The 19,080-nt window shown below is 67.1% G+C and carries 18 protein-coding genes; 10 read left to right on the forward strand and 8 right to left on the reverse strand.

The features are described from left to right. Positions 1-50: 50 nt before the first annotated feature. The 8 genes from ACFYXH_RS03105 to ACFYXH_RS03140 all read right to left on the reverse strand — a co-directional run bounded on the left by ACFYXH_RS03105 (position 51) and on the right by ACFYXH_RS03140 (position 8,741). Entirely contained in the window at positions 51-1,424 is a 1,374-nt protein-coding gene (locus tag ACFYXH_RS03105; protein WP_389560108.1) for a M14 family metallopeptidase, read from the reverse strand. Positions 1,425-1,757: 333 nt separating this feature from the next. Then, a complete protein-coding gene (locus ACFYXH_RS03110) occupies positions 1,758-3,035 on the reverse strand; it encodes a PQQ-binding-like beta-propeller repeat protein (RefSeq protein ID WP_389560641.1) in 1,278 nt (425 codons plus the stop codon). Positions 3,036-3,133: 98 nt separating this feature from the next. After that, positions 3,134-4,762, reverse strand: coding sequence for a chitinase (locus ACFYXH_RS03115; RefSeq protein ID WP_389560642.1), 1,629 nt, complete (start codon positions 4,760-4,762; stop codon positions 3,134-3,136). Positions 4,763-5,022: 260 nt separating this feature from the next. Continuing rightward, on the reverse strand, positions 5,023-5,481 hold the full coding sequence (locus ACFYXH_RS03120; RefSeq protein WP_389560110.1) for a hypothetical protein: 459 nt from the start codon (positions 5,479-5,481) through the stop codon (positions 5,023-5,025). Continuing rightward, on the reverse strand, positions 5,481-5,912 hold the full coding sequence (locus ACFYXH_RS03125; RefSeq protein ID WP_389560112.1) for a DUF3592 domain-containing protein: 432 nt from the start codon (positions 5,910-5,912) through the stop codon (positions 5,481-5,483). Before ACFYXH_RS03125 ends, ACFYXH_RS03120 begins: the two co-directional genes overlap by 1 nt. Before the next feature lie 2 nt (positions 5,913-5,914). Next, positions 5,915-6,487, reverse strand: a complete 573-nt coding sequence (locus tag ACFYXH_RS03130) for a hypothetical protein (RefSeq protein WP_389560114.1) — start codon at positions 6,485-6,487, stop codon at positions 5,915-5,917. Between the two features lie 22 nt (positions 6,488-6,509). Then, positions 6,510-8,057, reverse strand: coding sequence for a Flp family type IVb pilin (locus tag ACFYXH_RS03135; protein ID WP_389560116.1), 1,548 nt, complete (start codon positions 8,055-8,057; stop codon positions 6,510-6,512). Positions 8,058-8,288: 231 nt separating this feature from the next. Further along, positions 8,289-8,741 carry a DUF3592 domain-containing protein gene (locus tag ACFYXH_RS03140; RefSeq protein ID WP_389560118.1) on the reverse strand — a complete coding sequence of 151 codons (453 nt, stop codon included), beginning with the start codon at positions 8,739-8,741 and terminating at the stop codon, positions 8,289-8,291. Positions 8,742-8,994: 253 nt separating this feature from the next. On the opposite strand from ACFYXH_RS03140, the gene ACFYXH_RS03145 reads away from it, so the two are divergent. The 10 genes from ACFYXH_RS03145 to ACFYXH_RS03190 all read left to right on the forward strand — a co-directional run bounded on the left by ACFYXH_RS03145 (position 8,995) and on the right by ACFYXH_RS03190 (position 19,047). Then, a complete protein-coding gene (locus ACFYXH_RS03145) occupies positions 8,995-10,923 on the forward strand; it encodes a hypothetical protein (RefSeq protein ID WP_389560120.1) in 1,929 nt (642 codons plus the stop codon). 38 nt (positions 10,924-10,961) lie between these two features. Next, the gene (locus ACFYXH_RS03150; protein ID WP_389560122.1) at positions 10,962-11,531 is read left to right on the forward strand and encodes a hypothetical protein; all 570 of its coding nucleotides are present in this window, start codon (positions 10,962-10,964) and stop codon (positions 11,529-11,531) included. A gap of 466 nt (positions 11,532-11,997) precedes the next feature. Then, positions 11,998-12,858, forward strand: a complete 861-nt coding sequence (locus ACFYXH_RS03155) for a hypothetical protein (RefSeq protein ID WP_389560643.1) — start codon at positions 11,998-12,000, stop codon at positions 12,856-12,858. A 138-nt stretch (positions 12,859-12,996) separates the two neighbouring features. Beyond that, on the forward strand, positions 12,997-13,701 hold the full coding sequence (gene cpaB / locus ACFYXH_RS03160) for a Flp pilus assembly protein CpaB (protein WP_389560124.1): 705 nt from the start codon (positions 12,997-12,999) through the stop codon (positions 13,699-13,701). A 7-nt stretch (positions 13,702-13,708) separates the two neighbouring features. After that, positions 13,709-14,992: a CpaE family protein gene (locus tag ACFYXH_RS03165; protein WP_389560126.1), complete on the forward strand. Its 1,284-nt coding sequence runs from the start codon at positions 13,709-13,711 to the stop codon at positions 14,990-14,992. A gap of 12 nt (positions 14,993-15,004) precedes the next feature. Continuing rightward, positions 15,005-15,427 carry a TadE/TadG family type IV pilus assembly protein gene (locus ACFYXH_RS03170; RefSeq protein ID WP_389560644.1) on the forward strand — a complete coding sequence of 141 codons (423 nt, stop codon included), beginning with the start codon at positions 15,005-15,007 and terminating at the stop codon, positions 15,425-15,427. A gap of 3 nt (positions 15,428-15,430) precedes the next feature. Next, entirely contained in the window at positions 15,431-15,808 is a 378-nt protein-coding gene (locus ACFYXH_RS03175; RefSeq protein WP_389560127.1) for a TadE/TadG family type IV pilus assembly protein, read from the forward strand. 53 nt (positions 15,809-15,861) lie between these two features. Continuing rightward, a complete protein-coding gene (locus ACFYXH_RS03180; RefSeq protein WP_389560129.1) occupies positions 15,862-17,199 on the forward strand; it encodes a CpaF family protein in 1,338 nt (445 codons plus the stop codon). A 10-nt stretch (positions 17,200-17,209) separates the two neighbouring features. Continuing rightward, entirely contained in the window at positions 17,210-18,148 is a 939-nt protein-coding gene (locus tag ACFYXH_RS03185; protein WP_389560131.1) for a type II secretion system F family protein, read from the forward strand. A 14-nt stretch (positions 18,149-18,162) separates the two neighbouring features. Then, positions 18,163-19,047, forward strand: a complete 885-nt coding sequence (locus tag ACFYXH_RS03190; RefSeq protein WP_389560133.1) for a DUF5936 domain-containing protein — start codon at positions 18,163-18,165, stop codon at positions 19,045-19,047. Positions 19,048-19,080: the final 33 nt, after the last annotated feature.

A 19,080-nucleotide genomic window follows, 5' to 3' on the forward strand; every position in this document is an offset into this window, starting at 1 on the left:
CATCCGTCCCGGGGCACCCTGATGCGCAGACTTTCAGATCCGCGGATCCGTCAGCTCTTGCAGTACTGCTGTTCCTTGCCGATCGAGCGGTACATGCAGTCCGAGTTCTCCAGCAGCTGGAGCACCGCGTCCCGGTTGCGGTTCGTCTCGCGCTCGATCACCTCGTCGGGCGGGTAGAAGCCCCCACCGCCGAAGCCCGTCGGGTACATCTCGAAGGTGTACGCGAAGATCTTCTGGTTGCCCCACAGCCAGTCGTCGATCGAACCGTCCGTGATGTAGAGGTCGCTCGACTGCTCCGGGGTGTAGCCGTTGCTCGCGGCCATCTTCTTGCCCACCGTGGCGAAGGCGTCCCGGTCGTCCTGGGTCAGCCCCGGGGCGGTGTCCGCGTTGGTGTAGCCGAACGGCCAGAGCACCAGCTCGCTGTACGTGTGGAAGTCGATGGCCGTTTTGATCTGCTGCTTGCCGCCGACGACCCGGCTGCGGGCGAAGTCGGCGATCACCTTGACCTCGGGCGCGGACTCGGCCCTCGCGCCGCGGTAGGTCTCGGATCCGGCGGAGCCGGAAGAGCCGCCGCAGCAGCCCCACTTGTAGTTCCAGTTGCGGTTGGTGTCCGTACCGACCGACGAAGAACCGGAGTTGGGCTGCCGGTTCTTGCGCCAGCTGCGGTAGGAGCCGGTGGCGATGTCGTACTCGCCGCCGTCCGGGTTGACGTCCGGGATGATCCAGATCTCGCGGCCGTTCACGGCGTTGGTGATGCGGGAGTCGGTGCCGTAGCCCGCGCCGAGCTCGCGCAGCAGATACAGCGCCATCTCGACGGTGAGGTGCTCGCGCGCGTGCTGGTGGTGGGTGAAGAGCACCTCGGGTTCGTTCTCGTCCGTCGCGACGTTGTCGCTGACCTTGACGGCGATGATGTCCCGGCCCTGGTAGCTCTTGCCGATGACGCGCTTGCTCATGATGCCCGGGTACTTGGCGATCCGCTGATCGATCTCGGCGGTCGCCTCGGCGTAGTTGTGATAGCGCGAGTCGGCCGACGGGAAGTCGAACGGCTCGACAGCCACGCCGCTCCTGGTTCTGGCCGGGGGAGGGGACAGAGCGACGAGCTTGTATCCGAGTGCGCGAAGCCGCTTCGCCTCGGTGGCGGTGGCGCTGACGACGAGGGAGTGCGCGTCGGCCTCGTCGACCGAGACGCCGGTGGCGGCGATGGCGGTACGGGCGGCGACGGTGGACGGGCCCTGGATCTCGTACTGGAGGATCTGCTCCTCCTCGGCGGCGGCCGGGGATGTCGCGTCGGGGGTGGCGGCTTTCGTGGGCGATGCGTTGGCGGTGAACGGTGCGGCTACTGCGAGCGCCAGCAGGGCCGCGAGGGTGGCGGTCTTCCTGCCGCTCAGCTTTCCGTTGCCGCCGCCGCGTGGGCGAAGTCGCATGCTGTCTCCTGGGTGGGGAGTGTGGGGGGTTGCTCAGTTGCGACGCACGTGGTGCGGGTGTGTGCGCACATCTTGAGGGGCTGGCATGACCCGGTCAAGAGTGCGCTTCAGCCATCGGCACGCTACCGCGCCGAGGAGCCGAAACGTCGGACCCCTCCGCGTGATCACCCGTACGCCTCCTTGGTGACCCCAGTCACACTCCGGGACCAGTGGGGAAGGCGGCCACGTTCATGGCAGGCGCTGCCGGTCATCAAGGGGACGAGACCAATAACCAGCCACGTCGGTCCAGTTGGAGGTACATCGGACCGGGGGTTCTTCCGACCCCGGACGCCGTCAGAGCCGTACGGCCCGCACGCCCTCGGTGTCCGGGCCGTACAGCATCCCGTCCCGCACCACCGGGTCGTCCGCCAACGCCCCGTCGCACGGCACCCGCCACTGCGGTTTTCCGGTGGCGATGTCGTACGCCCACCAGGCCGTGTCGTGGCCGACGAGGGCCAGGCGGCCGACCGGGACCGGGAGGGTCCACGACGGTTGTTCGCGGTCCTGGCGCCACAGTTGGCGGCCGGTCAGGGCGGAGTGCGCGAGGACATAGCCGGGGCGGTCGTCGCCGATGCTCCGGCCGTCCTCGCCGTTGTACTGGTCGCCGGACGAGAGCAGCACCGTGCCGGCGTACGGAACCACCTCGTCGCGCGCGTGAGGGGCGGTTGTCGCCGTCCAGGTCCGGCGGCCGTCGGCGGTGGCGTGTGCGTGCAGATGGCCGCGGCCGTCGTGGAGGTAGGCCGTACCGCCGTCCGGGGCCGCGGTGATCGTGCCGTCCAGGGCCGGGACGTTCCAGCGCGGGGTGCCGTCGGCCGCGTCGTACGCGTACAGGCGGGTGTTGCCCTTGGGGCCCGAGACGAGGAGGACGGCGTCGGCTCCGAGCGCGAAGGACGGGGAATACTCGCCGCGGGCTGCCGCGACGTGCCAGCGGACCCGACCCGTGGCGGGGTCGCAGGCGGCCACGCCGTCGGGTGTCTCCTTGAAGAGAACACCGCGCTTCGGGTCGGGCGTGAAGAGCCAGGACGCGTCACTGCGCCACAGGACACGGCCGCTGCCCGTGTCGATCCCGCACACCACGCCCGGCTCCAGCACCTGGCCGTCGTCGTCGGTCCGCGCGCGCAGCTGGACGCAGAGCACACTGCCGAGCACGAACGGCCGGTCGGGCTGGCCTTCCTCGACGAGCGGGCCGGTACGCCACAGGCGCTTGCCGTCGCTCGTGCGGTACGCGTGGACCAGCCCGTCCTGGCTCACGCGGAAGACCGTGCCGCCCGCGACCGTGACCATGTCGGGTTCGGTGCCGGTCGACTCGCCGCCCTTCGCACTCCAGCGGGTGTCACCGGTCCCGGCGTCCAGCGCATGCAGAAGGTCGGGGCCCACCGTGGCGACGTAGACCGTGCCGCCGTCGACCGTGAGCACGCCGTAGACACTGCCGTCGAACGTCCACGCCGTGGCCCGCATCTTCGGCCCGTCCTCCTCCGCCGCGCTGCACGCGCCGACGACGCCGACCGTGGCCACCAGGCCGAGCGAGCCGCGCAGCAGAGTGCGGCGGCCGATGCCGAGGTCGTCCCCCATCTCGTTCACAGGCGCAACGTACAGCAACGCACGGCGACGTACAGCAGCGCCGCCGGGGGAGCGGCGGCGCTGCTGTTCCAGGGAGTCAGGACCGGCGGTTACGGGAGGGCGTGCACATGCGGGCCCACCGCGTTGGACCAGGCGTTGCCCGACTTGGCGTCCCAGTTCGTGGACCAGGTCATCGCGCCGCGCAGCGAGGGGTATGTCTTGGACGGCTTGAAGGAGCCGCAGTTCGTGCCCCTGGCGAGGCAGTCCAGCGCGTTGTTCACAATCGTCGGGGAGACATAGCCGCTGCCCGCGCCACTGGTCGAGGCCGGCAGACCGAGTCCCACCTGGGCCGGTGCGAGCCCGCCTTCCAACTGGATGCAGGCGAGGGCGGTGAGGAAGTCCACCGAGCCCTGCGAATACACCTTGCCGTCGCAACCGAGCATCGAACCACTGTTGTAGTACTGCATATTGACGACGGTCAGGATGTCCTTGATGTTGAGGGCCGTCTTGAAGTACTCGTTCGACGTCGACTGCATGTCGATGGTCTGCGGTGCCATCGTGATGACCAGCCCGGCGCCCGCCTTCGACGACAGCGAACGCAGCGCCTGCGACATGTAGGTCGAGTTGAGGCCGTTCTCCAGGTCGATGTCGACACCGTCGAAGCCGTATGTCTGCATCATCGAGTAGACGGAGTTGGCGAAGTTCGTCGCGGAGGCCGAGTCGTTGATCGTGACGGTGCCGTTCTGACCGCCGATCGAGATGATCACGGACTTGCCGGCCGCCTGCTTGGCCTTGATGTCTGCCTTGAACTGGTCGACGGTGTAACCGCCGAGCCCGGCCGAGTCGAGATTGAAGGTGACACCGCCGGGCGTGCCGGTCGCGTCGGCGAAGGAGACCGCGATGATGTCGTAGTTGGCCGGCACATCGCTGATCTTCTGGACGGTGGCACCGTTGTTGAAGTTCTGCCAGTAGCCGGTCACCGCGTGCTTGGGCACCGATCCGCCGCCTCCGCCACCGCCGGTGGCCGAAGTGGTACCGGTCACCGCCGCGGACTTCGCGGACTCACCGGCCGCGTTGGTCGCGGTCACCTGGAACTGGTACGAGGTGGAAGCGCTCAGCCCGGTCGCGGTCGCCGAAGCGCCGGTGACCGACTGCACCTTGGCGCCGTTCTGGTAGACGTTGTAGCCCGTCGCGTTGGACACGGCGTTCCAGGACAGGGCCACGGAGGACGAGGTCACGGATCCGGCCGCGAGACCGCCCGGGGCGGCGGGCACGGTCGGCGAGGGGTCGCCGCCACCGCCGGCGTCGGGGCCGAAGACGGAGACGTCGTCGGCGTAATAGGCGGCCTGTCCGTACCAGCCGTGCGTGTAGACCGTCACAGAGGTGGTGCTGCTGCCGGTGGTGAAGGTGGTGGACAGCTGCTTCCAGCCGGCGGAGTCCGGCGTCCAGGTGGAGACGTCCGTCGTGCCGGTGCCGCTCGCGCCGAGATAGGTGTATCCGCCCTGCACCCAGGCGCTGAGGGTGTACGTCGAGTTGGGCTTCACCGTGACGGTCTGCGTGCACTTGGCGTTGTCCTGCCCGGCGGGCGTGGCCTTGAGCGCGGAGGCGCCGCCGTGTACGGGGGAGGAGGCGGTGACGCCGCTGCCGCCGGAACAGGTCCAGTTGGTGAGCCCGGACTCGAAGCCGGCGTTCTTGGCGACATTGATGTCGGCGGCCTGCGCGGTCCCCGTGATGCCCATGAGGGTGAGACCGGCCCCGACGGCCAGTGCGAGCACTGGGCCGAGCCATCTTCGGGAGGGGCGTCTCCGAGAGCGTGAGGTGCGGTCCACTTGCTGCCTCCGGTGGGGGAGTTGGGGGTGTGGAGGGGTTACGGAACGGTGGCCACCGCTGGGCGTACAAACTGGTCCAGACCAATCGGGTTGTCAAGACCTCTGGCAGTCCTTGTATGCAAAACAGCGCCGCCGCCACCCCGAAGGTGACGACGGCGCTGCTGCGTGGGTCAGTTGTCGCTCTGCAGCCGGTCGGCGGCGAGCCCGACTGTGCAGCCGACGGCCAGCACGGCAAGCGACAGGAAGACCGCCAGGGCGGTCAGGCTGATCCAGGGAGTCGTGAAGGCGAGGGCATACGCCACGAGCTGGGCGGCGACCGGCACCACGAGGGCGGCAGCGAGGTGCCGCGCCCGCGAGTCCCGGTAAGGCTCGGGGTGGATTCGGGCCGCGGCCCAGACCGCGAGTGCGATGGCCACGGCGTTCGGCAGATGAGTGAGCAGCAGTTCGCCGGTGAAACTCTCCGGCTCGTCGGTGGAGGCGAAGGTGCCGTGGATATAGGTGACATGCAGATACGACGTCACCGCCAGCACGACGATCCCGGCGGCCCAGGACCGCATCAGCGCGAACAGGCCGGCGCTACCGCCCTTCTCCCGGCCGGCGGGTGCGCCCGGATAGCCGTAGCGCGTCATCACTGACCTCCAAAGACGTTGAAGAGAAGAACCGTGGTGAATCCGATCGTCGCCATCCCGCACCCGGCCACCAGCGCTGTGCACTGCAGAACCGGCGACCAACTGCCTCTACTCGCGATGGTCGCGGTCTTCTCGGGGTTCTCCGGGTCGTATGTGACGGTGACGGGAGTCCCGGTCGTCATGTTCCAGCCCGCCAGGTCCTCGAACTCCACCTCGGTGCCATCGGCCGTGCGGAAGGCGAAGAAGTGCTGCTTGGCGTCAGAGCGGTTGTACGGCTCGGTCTCGACCCGTACGCACTCGCCGCCCGCCCGCGCGCCTCGGCGCAGCACCCGGGCCAGCGTCGCCAGCCGGCGGACGTACTTCACCGTCAGGCTGCCGAAGAGGATGGCCAGGAGGCCGAAGACGAGGTACTCACCGCCGGGGACCTGCATACCTAGCGCACCTCGACCGAGTCGATGATCTTCTTCAGGTCGGCGTCGTCGAGCTTGCCCTTCTGGGCGTCGATGCGGACCGCGAAGGTCTTGTCCTTGGAGTCCAGGCCGGTCACGATGACGCCCCGGATCCGGGTGCCCTTGGGCGGCGTATTGCTCTCGCCCGTCGAGCTGAACTCGAAGTCGATGCGCTTGGCCTCGTCGGTGCCGGCGAGCTTGACGTCCCTCTGCCCCTTGAGCGTGGAGCCGAGCTGGATTCCGGCCTCGGCGCCGATGGCGGCCTCCTCAGCGGTGTCCGCGTCGGTGAAGTCCAGCTGCACGGTGATGATGCCGACGGTCTTGCCGTCTTCGGTGAGGGTCGCTGCCGCCGCGTTGAACTTGCTGCGCTCGGCGTCGCTCTGCTCGGTGAAGCCCTGGGGGTGGGAAACGCTGACGCTCGACGTCTTCAGCGACTTCCAGCCCTCGGGCACGGTGCCTGTCGCGGAGTCCTCACTACCGCAGCCGGTGAGGATCGCGCTCGCGAAGATCCCCGCGCCCAGCGCGGCGGCGGCGCGTCTGACAGTGGTGGTCATCATGCGTGCTTCTCCTGTTGCCGGGTTACTTCGCACAGTAGCTGTACGGAACATAGGAACGCTGTTTGTTCCTGGGGGCACCCAGGAACTGTGCCTCGTTGAGCATCTCCTCCTTCTTCTCGGTGCTCACCGAGAAGCCGAGGCTGAGCCCCAGGTTCAGCTCGAATCCGTACTCCGCCGCGTCCGTCTTGCCCGTGTACTTCGTCTTGCTGGACTTGCCCTTGTCGAAGAGGAGCTGACCGAACGGGTCGTCGGCGCCGGGCCGTGCGGTCGGCGCGTGGTCGTCGAACATGTAGGTGAACGGGGCGGCGTTGTCGCCGGCGCCGTCCAGCCACTTCTCCGCGATACCGCGGTCGGCGTCGCCCTTCTCACCGGGGTCGAAGCTGACCGAATTGGTCACGACCTCGATGCCGGTTTCGTTGTCGGTGCCCTTGACCCCGCCGCTGCCACCGCGCTTGTCGCCGTCCTTCTTGCCGTTGTCGCCTCCGACCTTCACCCCGTCCTTGGTCGCGCCCTTCTCGACCGTCTGCGTCATGTCGATCCGGATCAGCTTGCCGGTCTTCTTGTCCTTGGTGACGGTGATGGTGCCGGTCTGGGTGGTGGAAGCTGAGGCTTCGCCGCTGATCGGGCCCGCCTCGTAGCCGACCTTCGTGCCGTATTCGATGGACGAGGAGTACGTGTACGACTTGGTGCCCTTGTACCCGTTGTCGGTCCAGGTCACGTCGGGCGTGAACTTGAAGTTGCCGCCGAGCGTGGCGCTCAGCTTCTTCTCGTCCCCCGCCGAGAGCTTCAGTCCGCCCGAGGCCGAGGCCTCCAGGCCCACCTTGCCGTAGGTGATCTGCCGGTCCCCCCCAAGGCCCTTCTTGACGCGGTCGTACGTCTCCTCCTCGTCCTTGAGCGGACCCTTCCCGAAGAGGTACAGGAGGCTGTCGCCGGCACTGGCCTCGGCGCCGCCGGGCGACTTGCGGCGCATGTCGTACATCTTGAGCTTCTCAATGTCGTCGCGGAACTTCTTGGCCTCGTCCTCGCTCTCGAACACCCAGGTGTCACCGTTGGTCACCTTGATCCCGACGCCCAGCTCGACCTTGTCCGAACCGAACTTTCCGACCTTGGCCCCGGGCTTCCAGTCCTTCTTGGCGGCGATGGAGGCGGCGTCGGTGAACGTCACATAGAGGAGCTCGTCCTTGTCGTCGACCTTGCCGTCCTTGTTGATGTCCGTGTTGGCCTTGAACTTCTGCTCCTGGAACCCGTACTCCTGGCCCCACTCGATGAAGAGGACCTTCGCCTTGGCGCCGGCCTTGTCGGTGATCGAGGAGATCTGGCACAGCGGCGGCTCGTAGTCGGCATCGGTGGCCAGGTCCTCGGATCCCGGCTCCCCGCTGTCACAGTTGCTGCCACCCATCAGCCGGCAGATCTGAGCACTGATCCTGCCGGTGAGCTGCCCTCCGATGCCGGTCGCTCCCAGTGCCGCGATGATCGCGGTGACGACGACGATCGACCCCAGATACTCGGTTGCGGTCGCGCCCCGGTCATTCCGCCGGGAAACCGGTGGTATGCCACCCCCCTGAAACATGCGACGCCCCTCTGCCCTGGGTTTGTCCCGTGCCTTCTCCGGCACGAAGCTGCACGATCGGCCACCGGCCGCGAGCAGCATAGGGAGAGACGGTGCGCCCCGGCGTGGGCCCCGGGACCCAATTCCGGTCCCAGACGGCTGTGCCCAAAAGGCCGTCAGCGGGCCCAGGGCGCAGGCCTCAGCCGGTGACCTCGGCGCGTACGTCCGGCCCGCGGTCGACGCGCGCGGCCACTAGCAACCGGTGCTGTACGCGCCGCCGCCGCAGATCTCCGTCGCGATCATGTTGTACGAGATGAACAGGCCGAGCGCCACAAACCCTCCGACGATGATCACGCCCCCGATCTGCCCGAAAAGCGGCGACCATGCCCCGCCTCGCCCGATCACGGTCGCGGTGCGGACGGGGTCGCGCCGCTGGTAGCGGACGGTCACCTGCTGGCCCTCCGCCATCACCATCACGGACTCCTCGAACTCCACGCGCGCACCGTCGGCGTCCGTGAACTCGAAGACATGGGTCCACTCGCCGGGATCGTTCCGCGTTCCGCTTCGGTACCGCCGGATGCAGCGCCCCTGAGCGCGCTCGCCCATGAAGAGCGAGCCCAGTTGGCGGACGAGCTGGCGGGTCAGCAGAAACCACAGCCAGCCGATTCCGGCGGTGACGACGAGGACGACGATCGCGGTGAGCATGCCTCCACGGTAAGCCGACCCGTGATCCGATCCCTAAGCCGATCTTGGGCCCTGGTTGGGTCCCGGGGCCCATGACCTGTGTATTTGTGCCCGGTTAACGTGTCCGCGGCACCACTGGCACGAGAGGCAAGGCACGCGGACGATGAGTGGGACAGGCAACAACTGGTCGAATACAGTGCACAATCCCGCATACAGATCGCCCCGAACATCCGGAACATCCAGTGGTTCGCAACCAAGTCCCTTCTTCGGCCTCATGCGGTCCTGGGCCGCCGGGATCGTCGCTCTGTACGGTTCCGGTTATCTGCTCGGCCAGATGGTCTTCGACTTGCTCGCCGACCCGCAGCGGCTGGAGAGCTTCGGCTGGCGCCTCGGTCTCATCTATGTGCCGAACATGCTCTCCACCACACTCGCCGTACTGGCGGCGGCCTGGCTGATACGTGAGCCCTTCCGCGACCGGGCACCGCTCTATCTGACGGCGGCACTTGTCGTCCCCGTCGCCGCCCTCATCCGGATGCTCGTGGTCGCCTGGGGCATGATCCGGCCGGAGGGCATCGCCATGGCCGTGGCGGCCGTGATCTTCGGCGCTCCGCTCGGTCTGGTACTCGACCGGATACGGGAAGACCGCGGCGACGACAACCCGGCGCCCGCTTACCCCGGCGCCGGCAATTTCCGGTGGGCGGACCGCGGTGCGACCGCCACCGAGTACATGGGCACGATCGTCGTCGTTACCGCCGTCATCGGCGCCGTGCTGGCGACGAGCGTCGGCCAGCAGCTCACCGACGGGATCAAGGCGGCCCTCTGCAGGCTCACCGGCGGCTCCTGCACGCTCGATGCGAAGGCGGGGAAGAACGCCAAGCCCACGACGGACGCCGCGTTCGCCCCGAAGATGTGCAACACCGAGAACACCTCGGCCACGGCCGGCCAGGAGGTGAAGATCGCCTGGTTCAAGCTCGGCAATGAGTACGGCTTCCAGCAGCAGAAGTTCAAGGTCGCGGAGAAGGACAAGAACGGCAATACCGTCTACAAGGACCGCATCCGGCTGACCTTCAACGAGGCGGGCAAGGCGGGCGTGGCGTGGGAGCCCAAGTTCGGCGCCAAGGTCGGAAAGCTCAGCGAGGACGGCAAGTCGACGGTCGAGGTCGGCGGCGGCGTCAAGATCGACTCCGGTGACACCTTCCAGTTCGACACCCAGAAGGAAGCCGACGAGTTCCGTGACAAGTTCGAACAGCTGGAGAGCGCGAAGGCCGGCTATCAGTACGGCAGGGACTTTCAGTCCGTGCGCAGCGCGGACCGTTATATGAAGCTCAGAAAGGAAATCAACGAAAAGGTCAAGGGCGAGCGTATTTCGACGCTGACGGTCGGCGTCGAGGCGGCCGGTGAAGTGAAGCTGAGCGGCGACGCGACGGACGAGATATCCGCTGAGATCGGCGCGAAAGTGAAGGGGTCATCGACGGCCTCGATCATCGACGACTCCATCAACGACGTCACGTCGAAGTCCTTCGCCTTCAAGGTCGAGGGATCGGGCAGCGCCAAGGGCCAGGCGGGCGGCACCAGCGCCTCCGCCGAGTACGGGCAGAGCAGCAATGTCGCGCTGACGGTGACCCGCAACAAGGACAAGAACAAGTCCCTGAAGCGGATCATCGTCACTCGTACCGTGGAAACCAGCGGCAAGGGCGGCGGGAAGCAGAAGGTCGACGACGAGGACAAGGTCGCCGACAAGGACAAGCGCGGCAAAGACAACAAGAACGCGGGCAAGGCGAAGCACGGCGCGTCCGAATCGGCCGGTTCGAAGAACACCCAGACCGAGGTCGTCACCAACATGATCGAACTCGACACCCCGGAGAAGCAGCGCATCGCGCAGCAGTGGCTCGACGGCTCGGGTCAGTACAAGGCTCCCGTCACCAATCTGTTCACCGATATCGCCCCGGCCAAGGCTCCCGGCGAGAGCGACCCGTTCGGACAGATGATGTTCGACTACGGCTCGTCGACGAAGACCCTCTACGACGGCGTCACCAACTCCGCCGAACTCGGTGCCGAATTGAACCTCGGAGCGGCCTCATTCGGTTACACCCTGAGTCTTGAGGGCAAGCACGAGAAACTCAAGAAGAAGGACGCCACATTCCTGGGGGCCCCGCGAAACGGAAAGCGCAGCGACGTCCCCATGTCACTGTGTTCGAAATAACAGCACGGAACAGCGCCCCCCGAAAGAGAATGAAGCTCATGCGCATGACCCTTGTCCACCGAACCACTGCCACCGCTGCCGCCATCGCCGCCTCCGCCCTGTTGCTGACCGCCTGTGGCGGCGAGAAGCAGGCCTCTCCGGCCGGCTGGAAGACGCTGCACACCAAGAAGGTCGACGTCGGCTACCCCGACGGCTACAAGGAGCTCCCTGCGGGTGAGCGCAGTAAGAACACCGACGCCGAGGCGGTCCTGACCGAGGACGGCACATCGACGGTGCGTATCTCGGTCGCGCTCGACTTCGCCCAGACGTCACGCCTGGACATGGCCGTACTGGTCGCGGAGGGCGTGTACGAGGTCGGCGGCACCCCCAAGGGCGAGAAGGATGTCAAGATCCCGGGCGCGAAGGAGGCGAGGCAGGTCGCCCACGAATTCGCCTCCAGCGGCGAGGACGGCACCCCCGCCAAGGGCACCCCGATGACAGCGGTCGACGTGGTCGGCATGGACGGATCCGACCGCCCCTGGGACGTACGCGTCATCGCGCCGAAGGGAAAGCTTTCCCCGGACGAGCTGAAGAAGATCGTGAACACCATCAAGGTCGTCACCGGCTGACCCGACCTGACCTGACTCGTCTGAACACAGCAGCGCCGCCGGCCTCCCCGCGGCGCTGCTGTTCTGGATCGGCGTTCCGGTGATCCATTTCACTTGACCATTCCGTGACGACTGCCCGCCTGCCTGTGTATGGGGGAGCGCCAAGCGGGGCAGAACTGTGAATTCGCTTCATTCGCACGTAAGTTAGCCAGGGAGGGCTGGGACGCTCCCTCCCGTGGTGGTCGAGTATTCGACTTCTTGACCGTCATGGAGTGGTCCGCACCACAGGATCTTCACGGCCCACTTGTCCGGGTTCGGCCACAAAGGGAGCTTGCTGGGCGTTCTGTAGGGCAGGAAGTGTGTTCTCTGGCACCGTAAGAGGTGGATAAAGTGCTGTTGCAGTCGACAGGGCAGTGATTGATCTGCGGACTGCGAGACCGCGGCAGCCGGAGTGAACGGGGAGCTCGACGTGCCGACAGCGATAGCGGTGACCAGCGCTGACCTGGTGCTGCCGCCAAGCGACCAACAGACGCCCACCGCGGCCCTGTTGCAGTCGCCCGACGCGCAGCCGCTGGAATCCGCGCTCATGGACATGCGTGTCCTGCTGGAACAGCACGGATACGTCATCGCGGTCTATCCGTCCTCGGTCCCGAACGCCCTCCAGCAGCGTCTGCACACCATCCGCTCCGTCATGGAGAGCGACCGCATCGCGCTCCTCAAGCTGGACCTGCCACCGCTCGGCGTCGCCGTGCTGGTCCGTCAACTGCGCCAGCTCTCCATCTGCGACTTCAGCCCGGGAGTGATCGCATCCGCCGCGAGGCTGCTGTCCCACTACATCTACGCGGGCGCTCTGCTCAATTCGGTCACCAAGCTCGACCGGGTCCCGGTCAGCCTCAAGTCGCACGCCAAGTCCTGGGTGCCGGGCTCCCAGTTCGGTGTGCTGGCCAACCCGAACCCGCAGCTGATCAAGATCGGAGCGGGCTCGCTGGCCGGACCGGAGTTCGGGACCCAACTCCTGGTGGCGAGGGGTCAGTTGCAGTCCGACTGGCCGACCGCCACCCTTGCGTCTGCCTGGCAGGTGCACGGCGTACAGGAGGCCGCGCTGCCCTCCGACTCCCCTCGCTGGTGGGGGACCGGCAAGCTCATCGAGTTCGCCGCGCACATCCCGGACATCTCCGTGCTCTACCAGCTGGTGTCGTCCGTGCTGAGGGAGGAGTGCCACTGGTGCGGAATGGAACTCATCGGTGACCGCTGCGGCTTCTGCTCCGCCCCACTGCCTGCTCGCGAGAACCAAACTCACGCGCCAGGTGTCCTGAACCAAGGGGCGCCCCTGCATGGGCGGGCGTAGCCGTCTGCCGGATCCACCACGGCCGCGAGAACCGCTCAACTCGCAACACCAGCACGGACCGGTCGTCGCAGCACCACGCGCACGCCCGAGTCGTCCCCTGCCCGATTCGTCTACGTCCCTAACGAGGTTGTCCGTTCCATGAATTCACGCCAGCGCCGCGGCGTCATACTCCTGCTCCTGTCGGTCCTCTGCGCGTTCATTGCGTTCGCCGGCGTGCTCTCGGTGATCAGCGATGTGAACTCGAAGGTGGGGCCCGAGGCGTCGGCGTACCGGCTGAAGTCCGATGTCGCACCGTATACGCAACTGAGCTCCGGGCAGTTCGAGAAGATCTCGATGCCGAAGCGCTGGCTGTCGGACAACGCGGTGACCGATCTCTCCGAGGTGAACGGGAAGATCGCGGTCACCCAGCTCCGCAAGGGCTCTCTGCTGCAGACCGACATGATCGTGAAGCGCCCTGCCCTCCAGCCCGGTCAGCAGGAGATCGCCATCATGATCGACGCTGCGACCGGAGTGGCGGGCAAGATCACCCCGGGTGCCACGGTGAACATCTTTGCCACCTTCGCAGGGGAGAAGGAGGGCTCTCCGGCCATGTCGAAGATCATCGTGGCCAACGCCCACGTCATCGACGTCGGCAGGCTGACGGCTCTTGAGCCGAAGGACAACGACAGGAGCCAGGCCTCCGAGGCAGTACCGATCACCTTCGCGTTGACCACCAAGGACGCACAGCGCGTGGCGTACGCGGAGTCGTTCGCCGACCATGTGCGCCTGGCCCTCATCGCGCCGGGCAGCGACACCACGCTCCGTCCGGGCGAGCGCGACTACACCCTTAACGGGGACAAGTGAGGTTTGGATGACCACCAGAATCCTCCCGGTCGTCAGCGACGCAGACGCCGCCCGGTCCATCACGACGCTGCTCAGCCAGCTCCCCGACGCGGAACCCGCCGCGCCGGTGGGTGACTCGACTTCGCTGCTCGACACTCTCGCCCGCCTGGCGGGGGAATCGCTCGACGAGCTGCCCGAGGTTGTACTGGTGCATGAGCGGATCGGGCCGGTGCCGGCGCTGGAGCTGATCCGGGAGGTCGCCCTCCGCTTTCCTGCGGTCGGCGTCATTCTGATTACCGCGGACGCGAGCCCCGGCCTCTTCGCTGCCGCCATGGACTCGGGTGCGCGGGGCCTGGTCTCACTGCCGCTGAGTTACGAAGAGCTGACCAACCGGGTTCAGGCGGCGGCCCAGTGGTCCGTCGGCGTACGCCGGCACCTCGGCAGCGGCGGAGACGTCTTCACCGGTCCGGGCGGTACGGTCGTCACGGTCACCGGTGCCAAGGGCGGTGTCGGCGTGACTGTCACGGCGGTCCAACTCGCCCTGGCCGCACATGCTTCGGGAAAGACTGTCGCCCTGGTCGACATGGACCTCCAGGCTGGCGATGTCGCCTCCTACCTGGATGTGCAGTTCCGCCGCTCGATCGTCGACCTGGCGGCGATCTCGGACATCTCCCCCCGCGTCCTGTCGGACGCGGTGTTCAGCCACTCAACCGGCATCGCCCTGCTCCTCGCCCCCGGCGAGGGCGAGCGCGGCGAGGAGGTCAGCGACCGGGCCGCGCGGCAGATCATCAGCGCCCTGCGCTCGCGCTACGAGGCCGTGATCGTCGACTGCGGCACCCAGATGCACGGCGCCAACGCCGCGGCCATCGAGATGGCGGACATCGCTCTCCTGGTCACTACCCCCGATGTGGTGGCGGTGCGGGGCGCGAAGCGTGTCGTACGGATGTGGGACCGGCTCCAGATCCGCAAGGCCGAGGAGACGGTGACACTGGTCAACCGCGCCAACCGCAATACAGAGATCCAGCCGCCGCTGATTCAGAGGATCACCGGTACGCGGGTGGCCGCCACGGCGATACCCGCGAACTTCAAGGAGCTCCAGGGCGCGGTCGACGCCGGGCGGATGCATGAACTCGACGCCAAGAGCGTGGTCAAGCAGGCGCTGTGGGGTCTGGCGGGCGAGTTGGGTCTTGTGAAGATCCCCGAGAGCGCTGACAAGAGCGGTAAGTTCCGCAACGACCGAGGCTCGATTGGCAACCGCCGCAGGCGCGGTGGGGACGCCCGGGGCCATGGCGAGACCGAGGGGGCTGGCTGAGCGATGGTGACCATGGGGGTACGGGGCCGGGTCCGGAGATGGCCCGGGCGGTGTGAACGCGATCGTGATCGGGGTCAGACCGCGATCGAGTTCGTGGGCGTGACGCCGCTGATCATCCTGTTGCTGATCGCGCTGTGGCAGTGCGCGTTGATCGGCTACACGTTCAGCCTGGCGGGCAACGCGGCGGACGTGGCCGCGCGGGCGGGGGCGGGAGCCGACCGCTGGGAGACGACGCAGGGGGAGGCGTGCCGGAAGGCGGCCAAGGAAGACCTGCCGGACGCCTGGGCCAAGGATGCGGACATCCACTGCAACGACCCCGAGGAGAGGGGCATGTACCCGGTCAAGGTCACGCTGCATGTGCCCGTCCTGGTGCCGGGCGTCCTTGACTTCCCCTTCGAGGTCGACGGCGAAGCGGCTTCGGTGAAGGAGAGCTGAGCGATGGCCAAGGGCACAGACACACGACGCACCCGCCGCGACCGCGGTCAGGTCGCCATCGAGTACCTGGGCTTCATCCCGTTGCTGCTCATCGTCGGTCTGTTCGCGATCCAGTTGGGCGTGGCGGCGTACACCGCCAACCAGGCCGGCACGGCCGCCCGCGCCGCGGCTCGTATGGCAAGCCACGACCGTCCCGAGCTCACTCCGAAGCAGGCGGGCGAGAAGGCCATGAGCGACTGGCTCGCCGATGAATCGAAGTTCGAACCGAGGTGGGGTGGCGATGAGGTGACCTACACCGTCAAGGTCAAGGTCCCCTCGGTCGTCCCGGGCATCGACGACTGGGGCTGGGCCGAGCGCAGCTCCACCATGCCCATCGACTGAGCCGGATCGCCTCCGGCCGCCCCAACCACCCAGCACAACCAAGGAGTTACGCAATGAGTCTGCGGGCACGCATCACCGCCCCCGAGGAGAACGGCGGGGGGCGGGAGGACGGCCATATGGTCGCCACCTATCGCGCCAAGCTCCTCGAGGAGATCGACCTCGCGGAGATGTCCTCGCTGGCGGCCGCCGACCGGCGAGCCCGTCTTGAGCGCGTGCTCGGACACATCATCAGCCGTGAGGGCCCGGTCCTCTCCACCGTCGAGCGCTCGCAGCTGATCCGCCGGGTTGTCGACGAGGCCCTCGGACTCGGCATCCTTGAGCCGCTCCTCGAAGACGCGTCCATCACTGAAATCATGGTGAACGGACCGGACCAGATCTTCGTCGAGCGCAGCGGCAAGGTCGAACAGCTCCCCATGCGCTTCGGCTCCCACGAGCAGCTGATGCAGACGATCGAGCGCATCGTCTCGACGGTCAACCGCCGTGTGGACGAGTCGAATCCGATGGTCGACGCCCGCCTCCCCAGCGGCGAGCGTGTCAACGTGATCATCCCGCCGCTCTCGCTGAGCGGTGCCACGCTCACCATTCGACGGTTCCCTCGGGCCTTCACCCTCCAGGAAATGATCAGCTTCGGCTCGATCGACCAGCAGATGCTGATTCTGCTTTCCGGCCTCGTCCAGGCCAAGCTCAACATCATCGTCTCCGGAGCCACCGGTACCGGTAAGACGACGCTCCTCAACGCGCTCTCCGGCCTGATTCCGAACGACGAGCGCATCGTCACCATCGAGGACTCCGCCGAGCTCCAGCTTCAGCAGTCGCACGTCATCCGTCTTGAGTCCCGTCCGGCGAACGTCGAGGGCAAGGGCCAGATCACCATCCGCGACCTGGTCCGCAACTCACTGCGTATGCGACCCGACCGCATCGTCGTCGGTGAGGTCCGTGGCGGCGAGTCCCTCGACATGCTCCAGGCGATGTCAACCGGTCACGACGGCTCGCTGGCCACCGTCCACGCCAACAACGCCGAGGACGCGCTGATGCGTCTGCAGACGCTCGCATCGATGTCCGAGATCAAGATCCCGTTCGAGGCGCTGCACGACCAGATCAACAGCGCCGTCGATGTCATCGTCCAGCTGACCCGGCACGCGGACGGTTCTCGCCGGGTCACCGAGATCGCGTACCTGGACTCGCACGGCCGGGACTTGTACCGCATCGTTTCCGTCGCCCGCTTCAATGCCCAGCCGATGGCCGCTGACGGGCGGATCTACGGCCAGTTCCAGTATCTTCCGCTGCCGCGCCGGCTCGCCGAGCGCCTCTACATGGCCAGCCAGCCCATCCCGCAGGCCTTTGGGGTCGCAGCATCCGACGACCAGCTCGCCACCCGAGAGGCCAAGTAGGTACCGCACGATGGAGAATTCCGCTCTGCTCACGATCGGCGTCACGCTGCTGTGCTGCGTGCTCGGCATCATGGGCCTGCATTCGTTCTGGTCCGGGAAGGCCGAGCGCGAAGCCCTGATCGACCGGCTCTCGGCCACCGGCCAGATACCGATAGTGGGCCGGCACCGCCGCTTCCGAGGCGTCGACCGCCGACTGCGCAAGACCTCACTGGGCCGCAAGATCGAGCTGAAGCTCGCCGCCACGGGCCTTGAGATCACCCCGGGCGAGTTCTTCGTCTACTCGGTCGCGGCCCTGGTCACTCTCTGGTTGATCGCCTCGTCCATCCTCGCCTCGTTCTTCGGCCCGATTGCCGCACTCGTCGGGCTCTGGGGCACCAACGCCTTCCTCAACTGGCAGCGCACCAAGCGCACCGAGCGCTTCATCAACCAGCTGCCCGAACTTTCCCGCATCCTCGCCAACGCCACCCAGGCCGGCCTCGCCCTGCGTACCGCCATCGCCATGGCGGCCGACGAGCTGGAGGCCCCGGCGGGCGAGGAGCTGAGCCGGGTCGCGCGCCGACTCGCGGTCGGTGAGTCCCTGGACGACGCATTGGGCGAGCTGACGGAGCGGCTGCCCTCCCGCGAGCTGGTCGTCCTGGTCACCACCCTGGTCCTCTCCAACCGGGCGGGCGGTACGGTCGTCAGCTCGCTGCGCAACCTCACCGAGACCCTTGAGGAGCGCAAGGAGACCCGGCGAGAGGTCAAGACCCAGCTGTCCCAGGTGACGGTCACGGCGTACGCGGTCCCGGGCTTCGGCTTCGGCGCGATGCTGCTGATGAACGCGGTGATGCCCGGCGCGCTGGACCGTATGACCAGCGCCCTGATCGGCCAGGCCGCGGTCATCGTCTCGCTCGTTCTTTACGCGATCGGATTCATTGTGATCCGCCGCCTGTCCCGTATCGACGTCTGAGGGGAGGAGCGGACATGGACTTGCTGCTTGCTGCCGTGATCGGCCTCGCGGTGTACGGAGCCATCCACGGAATCCGTATGTACCGGGCCGACACCAAGCTTCCCGGCGACCTCGCCGTCGCCCTGGAGGTCGGCTCCAGCCGTACGAGTGCGGTGGGCTCCGGCATCGACCGGATGGGTATGCGCTGGGCGCCCACGGTGCTCAGGATGATGGGCCCCAAGGCGGTCAACAAGAAGCGCCGCCAGATCGACATGGCCGGAAACCCGGGCGGTCTCACCATCGACCGCTACGCCGCCCGCCGCGCTGTGTACGGCGCGCTGGGCTGCTTCGGAGCCCTTTCGACGCTCATGCGCGGCCAGATCTTCATGTCGATCCTGCTGATCGCCTTCGGACTGTTCTGGGTCGAGGTCGGCATCTGGTCGGCGGTACGGGCCCGCAAGGAGCACATCGAGCGGACGCTTCCCGACTTCCTCGACGTCCTGGCGGTCGTCGTCTCCGCCGGCCTCGGCTTCCGCCAGGCGCTGGACCGTGTCGCGGAGAAGTACGAGGGCCCCTGGGCCGACGAACTCCGTATCACCCTGCGCCAGATGGACATGGGCGTCAGCCGCCGCCAGGCCTTCGACGAACTGCGCAAGCGCAACGACTCGGAACAGGTGGCGATGTTCGTCACCGCTCTCCAGCAGGGCGAGGAACTGGGTGCGCCGATCGTCGACACGCTCATCGCCATCGCCGAGGACATGCGGCGTACGGACGCTCAGAACGCCCGCCGCAAGGCGGCCAAGGCGGTTCCGAAGGCGACCTTCGCGGTGACGTCGTTCCTGCTGCCCGGGACCCTGGTCATGCTGACGGTCGGTTTCGTTTACGGCGCGAACGTCAACTTCGGCTTCCTGGGCGGTTGATGACAGAGATGACGAGGCAGAAGAACACGGGGG

The sequence above is a fragment of the Streptomyces sp. NPDC002730 genome (assembly GCF_042888805.1).
In the GTDB taxonomy this organism is placed as follows: domain Bacteria; phylum Actinomycetota; class Actinomycetes; order Streptomycetales; family Streptomycetaceae; genus Streptomyces.

Bases quoted from the DNA above. Each gene is read 5' to 3' on its own strand.
- ACFYXH_RS03115 (WP_389560642.1), bottom strand. From the start codon at position 4,762: ATGGGCATCACGGGGACCGCGCAGGCCGCCGACATCAATGTCGCCAAG.
- ACFYXH_RS03165 (WP_389560126.1), top strand. From the start codon at position 13,709: ATGACCACCAGAATCCTCCCGGTCGTCAGCGACGCAGACGCCGCCCGG.
- ACFYXH_RS03120 (WP_389560110.1), bottom strand. From the start codon at position 5,481: ATGACGCGCTACGGCTATCCGGGCGCACCCGCCGGCCGGGAGAAGGGC.
- ACFYXH_RS03185 (WP_389560131.1), top strand. From the start codon at position 17,210: ATGGAGAATTCCGCTCTGCTCACGATCGGCGTCACGCTGCTGTGCTGC.
- ACFYXH_RS03130 (WP_389560114.1), bottom strand. From the start codon at position 6,487: ATGATGACCACCACTGTCAGACGCGCCGCCGCCGCGCTGGGCGCGGGG.
- ACFYXH_RS03190 (WP_389560133.1), top strand. From the start codon at position 18,163: ATGGACTTGCTGCTTGCTGCCGTGATCGGCCTCGCGGTGTACGGAGCC.
- ACFYXH_RS03110 (WP_389560641.1), bottom strand. From the start codon at position 3,035: ATGGGGGACGACCTCGGCATCGGCCGCCGCACTCTGCTGCGCGGCTCG.
- ACFYXH_RS03135 (WP_389560116.1), bottom strand. From the start codon at position 8,057: ATGTTTCAGGGGGGTGGCATACCACCGGTTTCCCGGCGGAATGACCGG.
- ACFYXH_RS03170 (WP_389560644.1), top strand. From the start codon at position 15,005: ATGGGGGTACGGGGCCGGGTCCGGAGATGGCCCGGGCGGTGTGAACGC.
- ACFYXH_RS03105 (WP_389560108.1), bottom strand. From the start codon at position 1,424: ATGCGACTTCGCCCACGCGGCGGCGGCAACGGAAAGCTGAGCGGCAGG.
- ACFYXH_RS03150 (WP_389560122.1), top strand. From the start codon at position 10,962: ATGCGCATGACCCTTGTCCACCGAACCACTGCCACCGCTGCCGCCATC.
- ACFYXH_RS03145 (WP_389560120.1), top strand. From the start codon at position 8,995: ATGCGGTCCTGGGCCGCCGGGATCGTCGCTCTGTACGGTTCCGGTTAT.
- ACFYXH_RS03180 (WP_389560129.1), top strand. From the start codon at position 15,862: ATGAGTCTGCGGGCACGCATCACCGCCCCCGAGGAGAACGGCGGGGGG.
- cpaB (WP_389560124.1), top strand. From the start codon at position 12,997: ATGAATTCACGCCAGCGCCGCGGCGTCATACTCCTGCTCCTGTCGGTC.
- ACFYXH_RS03175 (WP_389560127.1), top strand. From the start codon at position 15,431: ATGGCCAAGGGCACAGACACACGACGCACCCGCCGCGACCGCGGTCAG.
- ACFYXH_RS03140 (WP_389560118.1), bottom strand. From the start codon at position 8,741: ATGCTCACCGCGATCGTCGTCCTCGTCGTCACCGCCGGAATCGGCTGG.
- ACFYXH_RS03125 (WP_389560112.1), bottom strand. From the start codon at position 5,912: ATGCAGGTCCCCGGCGGTGAGTACCTCGTCTTCGGCCTCCTGGCCATC.